We start from the raw sequence: 6,653 nt of genomic DNA, 5'->3' as shown, positions 1-6,653 counted from the left end.
TTCGTCCTGAGCCAGGATCAAACTCTCCGTGAATGTTTTCCCGTAATCGGGATCACAACACGAGAGCGGAACAACCAGGTCGGAATAAGACCGGTCGTTCACAGCGTCCTCGCTGTTGTTGCCTACCCGACCCGAAGGACCGGTAGGACTTTTCAAAGGAACCACCAACCTGCCGAAGCAGGCCGGGGTATCAACATATCTGGCGTTGACTTTTGGCACGCTGTTGAGTTCTCAAGGAACGGACGCTTCCTTCGGTCCCGTTTCACCGGGGCCCTCCGGGCGCTTCCCTTCTGTTCTTGCGTTTCCGACTCTATCAGACTCTTTCGTGTCCGATTCCCGGTCGAAGCGGGATCCTGCAGTTCCTGCTCGGCAGTAAATTACCACCGATTCGCTTTCCAGTTCTTCGCTTTCGCGTTTCCCTTTCCGGCGGTTCCAACTTTACCAGACTCTTTTTCGTCCCGTTTCCGGTCCGAATTTGATTCCGGTGGCCTATGGAGTGGCCTTTGCCTTTCGGCGGACCCGACTTTATCAGAGATTCTGAGCCGGATTTCCCGCCTCCTCGAAGGGCTCCCGGCGCACGTGTGCGCGGAGGGCTTCCCGTTCGGGCGGAATGGCAAACGTACTGGAGCGGGGCGCCCCGATGCAAATCGGGGCGCCCCGCTCCTGGTTGCCGACCTTACGGTGGCACCTGACGGTGACCGTCGGGTCAGACCTCGACGACGACCGGAAGGATCATCGGACGCCGGCGGTAGGTGTCCGACACCCACTTGCCCACCGTGCGCCGGACCAGCTGCTGGAGCTGGTGCGGCTCCATCACGCCGTCCTGCGCCGACTTGTTGAGCGCTTCCTCGACCCTGGGCACCACCGCGGTGAACGCACCGTCGTCGATGCCGGAGCCGCGGGCCTGGATGTGGGGCCCGCCCACGATCTTGCCGGAGGAGCTGTCCACCACGATGAAGACCGAGATGATGCCCTCGTCACCGAGGATGCGGCGGTCCTTGAGCGAGGTCTCCGTGACATCGCCGACCGAGAGGCCGTCGACATACACGTAGCCGGCCTGGACCTTGCCGACGATCTTCGCCTTGCCGTCGATGAGGTCGACGACCACGCCGTCCTCGGCGATGACGATGTGGTCCTTCGGCACGCCGGTCAGCGCACCGAGTTCGGCGTTGGCCCTGAGGTGGCGCCATTCGCCGTGCACCGGCATCAGGTTCTTCGGCTTGCAGATGTTGTAGAAGTACAGCAGCTCGCCGGCCGAGGCGTGGCCCGAGACGTGGACCTTGGCGTTGCCCTTGTGGACGACGTGCGCGCCCCAGCGGGTCAGGCCGTTGATCACGCGGTAGACCGCGTTCTCGTTGCCCGGGATCAGCGACGACGCCAGGATCACCGTGTCGCCCGGAACGATCCGGATCTGGTGGTCACGGTTGGCCATCCGGGAGAGGGCGGCCATCGGCTCACCCTGGGATCCCGTGCAGACCAGCACGACCTCGTCGTCGGGCAGGTCGTCGAGGGTCTTGACGTCGACGACCAGACCGGCGGGCACCTTCAGGTAGCCCAGATCGCGGGCGATCCCCATGTTGCGGACCATGGAGCGTCCGACGAAGGCCACCCGCCGGCCGTACTCATGAGCGGCGTCCAGGATCTGCTGGATGCGGTGGACGTGGCTGGCGAAGCTGGCCACGATGATGCGCTTCTGCGCGTTGGCGAACACCGTGCGCAGGACGTTGGAGATGTCCTTCTCCGGCGGGACGAATCCCGGGACCTCGGCGTTCGTCGAGTCGGAGAGAAGAAGGTCGATGCCTTCCTCGCTCAGCCTGGCGAAGGCGTGCAGGTCGGTGAGACGGCCGTCCAGCGGGAGCTGGTCCATCTTGAAGTCACCGGTCGCCACGGCCATGCCCGCAGGGGTGCGGATGGCGACGGCGAGGGCGTCCGGAATCGAGTGGTTGACCGCGACGAACTCGCAGTCGAACAGGCCGATGCGCTCGCGCTGCCCCTCGGTCACCTCAAGGGTGTAGGGACGGATCCGGTGCTCCTGGAGCTTGGCCTCGATGAGCGCGAGGGTCAGCTTGGAGCCGATGAGCGGGATGTCCGGCTTCAGCCGGAGCAGATACGGGACACCCCCGATGTGGTCCTCGTGGCCGTGCGTGAGGACGATGCCCTCGATGTCGTCCAGGCGGTCCCGGATGGTGGTGAAGTCCGGAAGGATCAGGTCGATGCCTGGCTGCTCCTCCTCAGGGAAGAGCACACCGCAGTCGACGATGAGCAGGCGGCCGCCGTACTCGAAGACCGTCATGTTGCGGCCGATCTCGCCCAGGCCGCCCAGCGGGGTGACCCGCAGGGCGCCCTTGGCGAGCTTCGGCGGGGTACCGAGTTCAGGATGCGGATGACTCAAAAGACTCTCCTTACCACGCGCGCCACGTACCGCTGAGGGCACGTGGCGCGCATGTCGATCGTGCACTTGCTGTTGTCAGGTGGTGTTTCCGTCGCGAGTGTCCTCGCGTATTCAGTTGTGAAGTCCGTGGTTAGAGCTGTACCCCACCGGCAGCCAGATCGATCTTGAGCTGGGCCGTCTCCTGTGCGGTGAGTTCCACCAGAGGGAGGCGCAGCGGGCCGGCGGGCAGGCCCTGGAGGGTGAGCGCGGCCTTGGTCGTGATCACACCCTGGGTGCGGAACATCCCGGTGAAGACCGGGAGCAGCTTCTGGTGGATCTCCGTCGCCTTCTGTACATCGCCGCCGAGGTGGGCCTCGATGAGCGCGCGCAGCTCCGGGGTGACGACGTGGCCGACGACGGAGACGAATCCGACGGCGCCGACCGACAGCAGGGGCAGGTTGAGCATGTCGTCACCCGAGTACCAGGCGAGGCCCGACTGGGCGATGGCCCAGCTGGAGCGGCCCAGGTCTCCCTTGGCGTCCTTGTTGGCGACGATCCTGGGGTGCTCGGCGAGTCGCACGAGCGTCTCTGTGTCGATCGGCACACCGCTGCGGCCCGGAATGTCGTACAGCATGACCGGGAGTTCCGTGGAGTCCGCGATGGCGCCGAAGTGCCGCAGGAGGCCCTCCTGAGGCGGCTTGTTGTAGTACGGCGTGACCGCGAGGAGGCCGTGGGCGCCGGTGCGCTCGGCGGTGCGGGCCAGCTCGACACTGTGCCGGGTGTCGTTGGTCCCGATGCCTGCGATGACGTGGGCCCGGTCTCCTACGGCTTCCAGCACAGCCCGTACGAGCTGGTCTTTCTCCGCGTCGCTGGTGGTCGGCGACTCACCGGTGGTGCCGTTGATGATCAGGCCGTCATTGCCTGCGTCCACCAGATGGGTGGCGAGCCGCTGGGCACCGTCGAGGTCGAGTGCGCCGTCCGCCGTGAACGGCGTGACCATAGCGGTGAGGACCCTCCCGAAGGGGGTCTGCGGAGTGGAGATCGGAGCCATGGGTAACACGCTACTCGTTGCTCGGGGCGCCGTGTCCCCTCGGGGGACGAGGAAGAGGAGCCCGGCACTGCCTGCTCGGGGGTTCAAGCAGTGCCGGGTCCGTTTGATCAGCCTAGATGAACTTCACGAAAGGCCGCAATACGGACACCGCCTACGGGGCTACCCGTCCGTTTTTGTTGAAGGCGGCATGAGTGAGCGGCATCAGGCGCCGCCAGTGCTCTTCCATCTGCTCGCCGACCATTTCGATCTCGCGCTGCGGGAAGGACGGGACCTTGGCAAGCTCGTGCTGCGTACGCAGTCCGAGGAAGTGCATCAGCGAGCGGGCGTTGCAGGTGGCGTACATCGAGGAGAACAGGCCGACGGGGAGCACCGAGCGGGCGACCTCGCGGGCGACTCCGGCGGCGAGCATCTCCTGGTAGGCGTCGTACGCCTGGCGGTAGGAGTCCTCCATGGCGCGGCTGGTGACCTGGTGCTGCTCCGGGGTCCCCTCGACGAATTCGTACTTGCCGGGGCGGCCCTGCTGGATGAGCTTGCGCGACTCCCCCGGGACGTAGAAGACCGGTTCGAGCTCCCTGTAGCGGCCTGATTCCTCGTTGTACGACCAGCCCACGCGGTGCCGCATGAACTCTCGGAACACGAAGATCGGGGCGCTGATGAAGAAGGTCATCGAGTTGTGCTCGAACGGGCTGCCGTGGCGGTCCCGCATCAGATAGTTGATGAGTCCCTTCGAGCGCTCCGGGTCCTTCGCGACCTCTTCGAGGGACTGCTCCCCCGCCGTCGACACACGGGCGGCGAACAGCACGTCGGAATCGCCGGCGGCGGATTTCACCAGGTCAACGGTGACATCGCTGCGGAAATGAGCCTTCGTGGGCTCGGGAGTGTCGGTCACCGACGGGGTCCTTCCAATGGCGTCGCTCGGGCGGCGTCCACTCTACGGGCCGCGGGCCCGGCCTCTGCCGGTGGGAAAATCTGGACGGGTTCGGCGATTCGGGGCACGGATCGGGCCTCTCGTACGTCTGACTCATTAGCAGCACCCGTCACAGAGTTCAAGGAGAGCTTCCTCATGTTCCGCCGGCGTGAGTCCGTCCCGTTCTCGTTCGTTGCCGAGGCCGACCGATTCCGCAGTAACGTCACTCCGCCTCCCCGCCGTCGCGCCAGCCGCTCCCAGCTGGCCACTCATTCGCTTCTGGGCATGACCCTGGTCGCCGGCTTCGCCGGTTCGCTGCTCTTCGGCCTGCCCGCTCTGGACACCGATCAGACGCCCCCGCACAGCCAGACGTCCGAGGCCTCGCAGCACCACTGACCCGTACGGGCCCCCTGGGGTGGTCGGCCGCGGGGCTGCTCGGTAGCCTCACCGGGCACAGCAATCGAGCGTGCTTGTGAGTGAGGATCAGTCGTGCCCCTGCCCTTCCTGACGGCCGACCGCGCATTCGACGCGGGCGCAGAGGACATCGCGCTGCCGTTCGACGACCACGACAGCTGGCGGCGGCCCTACCGCCCCGGCCCGTGGCGGGTCGCGGCAGCAGCCACCCTGCTGCTGCTGGCGTCCTTCGTCCTGCTCGCCGCGATGATCATCACGTTCGCCGGGTCCCTGTCCGGTGCAACCGTGTGTTTCGTGCTCGCCGCCCTGGTGATCGCCGGAGCGCTGCGGCTGCTTCGGGTCGGTGCCTGGGTGAGCCTGCACGGCGTGCGCCGGGTCGGCTTCTTCCGTACGACCACCGTGCGGTGGCGGGACACCTCCGTGGTCCGCACGGTGCAGCAGCCGGTGAAGTGGCTCGGTTTCCCACGCACCGTCCAGGGACAGGCCCTGGTCGTGGTGCGCAGGGGCGGCGAGCAGCTGCCCCCGCTGGTCACCGACCACAACGCGGACTTCCTGTCCCGCGCCGAGGCGTTCGAGCGTGCCACGGACTCCATCGAGGCCTGGGCCGACGAATACCGCCGGAGCTGACGGCACGGGCCCCCGGAGGGCCGCTGTGCCACCCCACAAGCCGGTACGGCGCCACTCAGGCGCGTACCGGCTTGTTCATGTGCAGGGCGATGGCGCGCTGCATCGCCTTACGGGCGCGGGGGGTGTCCCTCGCGTCCTGGTAGGCGACCGCGAGGCGGAACCAGCAGCGCCAGTCGTCCGGGCTGTCCTCGGTCTCCTCCCGGCGCCGTGCGAACACGGCGTCGGCGGAGTCGCGGTCGATGCGCCCGGACGGGGTGCGCACCAGCTCGTCGACGGGGAGGCCGTCCTCCGCGTCCAGTTCGGCGGCCAGGGCGTTGGCCCTGCGCACGAACTGGGTGTTCTTCCAGAGGAACCAGACGCCGATCACCGGCAGGATCAGCACCGCCACGCCGAAGGTGACCGTGAGCAGTGTGCCGTGCCGGATGAGCAGGACTCCGCGGCTGCCGGCCAGGACGAAGTAGAAGACCAGGACGGCGGCGGTGACGACGTAGGTGAGCTTTGCGCGCATGGGGTGGGCCCAGTCAGTTCAGGTCGAGGAAGTGTTCCAGGCCGAAGGTGAGGCCGGGAGTGGTGACCACGCGGCGGGCGCCGAGCAGGATGCCCGGCATGAAGCTGCTGTGGTGCAGCGAGTCATGGCGCAGGGTGAGGGTCTCGCCCTCGCCGCCCAGCAGGACCTCCTGGTGGGCGAGGAGGCCGCGGAGCCGGACCGAGTGGACCGGGACCCCGTCGACGTCCGCGCCGCGGGCCCCGTCGAGTGCGGTGGCGGTGGCGTCGGGCTGCGGCGCGGCCCCGGCCTCCTCGCGGGCCGCGGCGATGAGCTGGGCGGTGCGGGTGGCCGTGCCGGAGGGGGCGTCCGCCTTGTTCGGGTGGTGGAGCTCGATGACCTCCACCGACTCGAAGTAGCGGGCGGCCTTCTCCGCGAACTTCATCGTGAGGACCGCGCCGATGGAGAAGTTCGGTGCGATGAGCACACCGGTCTCCGGGGAGCCGGCGAGCCAGGTGTTCAGCTGCGCGAGCCGTTCGTCGGTCCAGCCCGTGGTGCCGACGACGGCGTGGATGCCGTGGCGGACGCAGAAGCCGAGGTTGTCCATCACCGACGCGGGTGTGGTCAGCTCGACGACCGCCTGGGCACCGCTGTCCGTGAGGGTCTCCAGCGAGTCGCCACGGCCGAGCGCGGCCACCAGCTCCATGTCGTCGGCGGCCTCCACGGCCCGCACCGCCTCGGAACCGATGCGTCCCTGGGCTCCGAGAACGGCCACGCGCAGCTTGCTCATGTGCTCTTT

The 6,653-nt window shown here is 67.4% G+C and carries 7 protein-coding genes; 2 read left to right on the top strand and 5 right to left on the bottom strand.

Annotated features, from left to right (window positions below):
* Nucleotides 1-706 precede the first annotated feature (706 nt).
* The 3 genes from AB0C75_RS17230 to thyX form a co-directional block, all read right to left on the bottom strand.
* Complete coding sequence (locus tag AB0C75_RS17230; RefSeq protein ID WP_362891515.1) at nt 707-2,392, bottom strand: ribonuclease J; 1,686 nt, start codon at nt 2,390-2,392, stop codon at nt 707-709.
* A 130-nt stretch (nt 2,393-2,522) separates the two neighbouring features.
* The gene (gene dapA / locus AB0C75_RS17225) at nt 2,523-3,422 is read right to left on the bottom strand and encodes a 4-hydroxy-tetrahydrodipicolinate synthase (protein ID WP_362891513.1); all 900 of its coding nucleotides are present in this window, start codon (nt 3,420-3,422) and stop codon (nt 2,523-2,525) included.
* A 151-nt stretch (nt 3,423-3,573) separates the two neighbouring features.
* A complete protein-coding gene (gene thyX, locus AB0C75_RS17220) occupies nt 3,574-4,311 on the bottom strand; it encodes an FAD-dependent thymidylate synthase (RefSeq protein ID WP_362891511.1) in 738 nt (245 codons plus the stop codon).
* 174 nt (nt 4,312-4,485) lie between these two features.
* Here thyX and AB0C75_RS17215 point away from each other — a divergent pair, with 174 nt between their 5' ends.
* Together AB0C75_RS17215 and AB0C75_RS17210 are read left to right on the top strand one after the other, a co-directional pair.
* Entirely contained in the window at nt 4,486-4,725 is a 240-nt protein-coding gene (locus AB0C75_RS17215; protein ID WP_362891509.1) for a hypothetical protein, read from the top strand.
* Nucleotides 4,726-4,818: 93 nt separating this feature from the next.
* Nucleotides 4,819-5,370, top strand: coding sequence for a hypothetical protein (locus AB0C75_RS17210; RefSeq protein ID WP_362891507.1), 552 nt, complete (start codon nt 4,819-4,821; stop codon nt 5,368-5,370).
* Nucleotides 5,371-5,425: 55 nt separating this feature from the next.
* Here AB0C75_RS17210 and AB0C75_RS17205 read toward each other — a convergent pair whose 3' ends face one another.
* Nucleotides 5,426-5,878 carry a hypothetical protein gene (locus AB0C75_RS17205; protein WP_362891505.1) on the bottom strand — a complete coding sequence of 151 codons (453 nt, stop codon included), beginning with the start codon at nt 5,876-5,878 and terminating at the stop codon, nt 5,426-5,428.
* Between the two features lie 13 nt (nt 5,879-5,891).
* Nucleotides 5,892-6,644, bottom strand: a complete 753-nt coding sequence (dapB, locus tag AB0C75_RS17200) for a 4-hydroxy-tetrahydrodipicolinate reductase (protein WP_362891503.1) — start codon at nt 6,642-6,644, stop codon at nt 5,892-5,894.
* Nucleotides 6,645-6,653: the final 9 nt, after the last annotated feature.

It is taken from the genome of Streptomyces sp. NPDC048565, from assembly GCF_040650935.1.
Classification (GTDB): domain Bacteria; phylum Actinomycetota; class Actinomycetes; order Streptomycetales; family Streptomycetaceae; genus Streptomyces.
Note: the sequence above shows the minus strand (reverse complement) of the source record. Positions and strands in the feature narration are given on the sequence as shown.

Excerpts from the sequence above, each read along its gene's own strand:
- AB0C75_RS17215 (WP_362891509.1), top strand. The coding sequence starts at position 4,486 with ATGTTCCGCCGGCGTGAGTCCGTCCCGTTCTCGTTCGTTGCCGAGGCC.
- dapA (WP_362891513.1), bottom strand. The coding sequence starts at position 3,422 with ATGGCTCCGATCTCCACTCCGCAGACCCCCTTCGGGAGGGTCCTCACC.
- AB0C75_RS17205 (WP_362891505.1), bottom strand. The coding sequence starts at position 5,878 with ATGCGCGCAAAGCTCACCTACGTCGTCACCGCCGCCGTCCTGGTCTTC.
- dapB (WP_362891503.1), bottom strand. The coding sequence starts at position 6,644 with ATGAGCAAGCTGCGCGTGGCCGTTCTCGGAGCCCAGGGACGCATCGGT.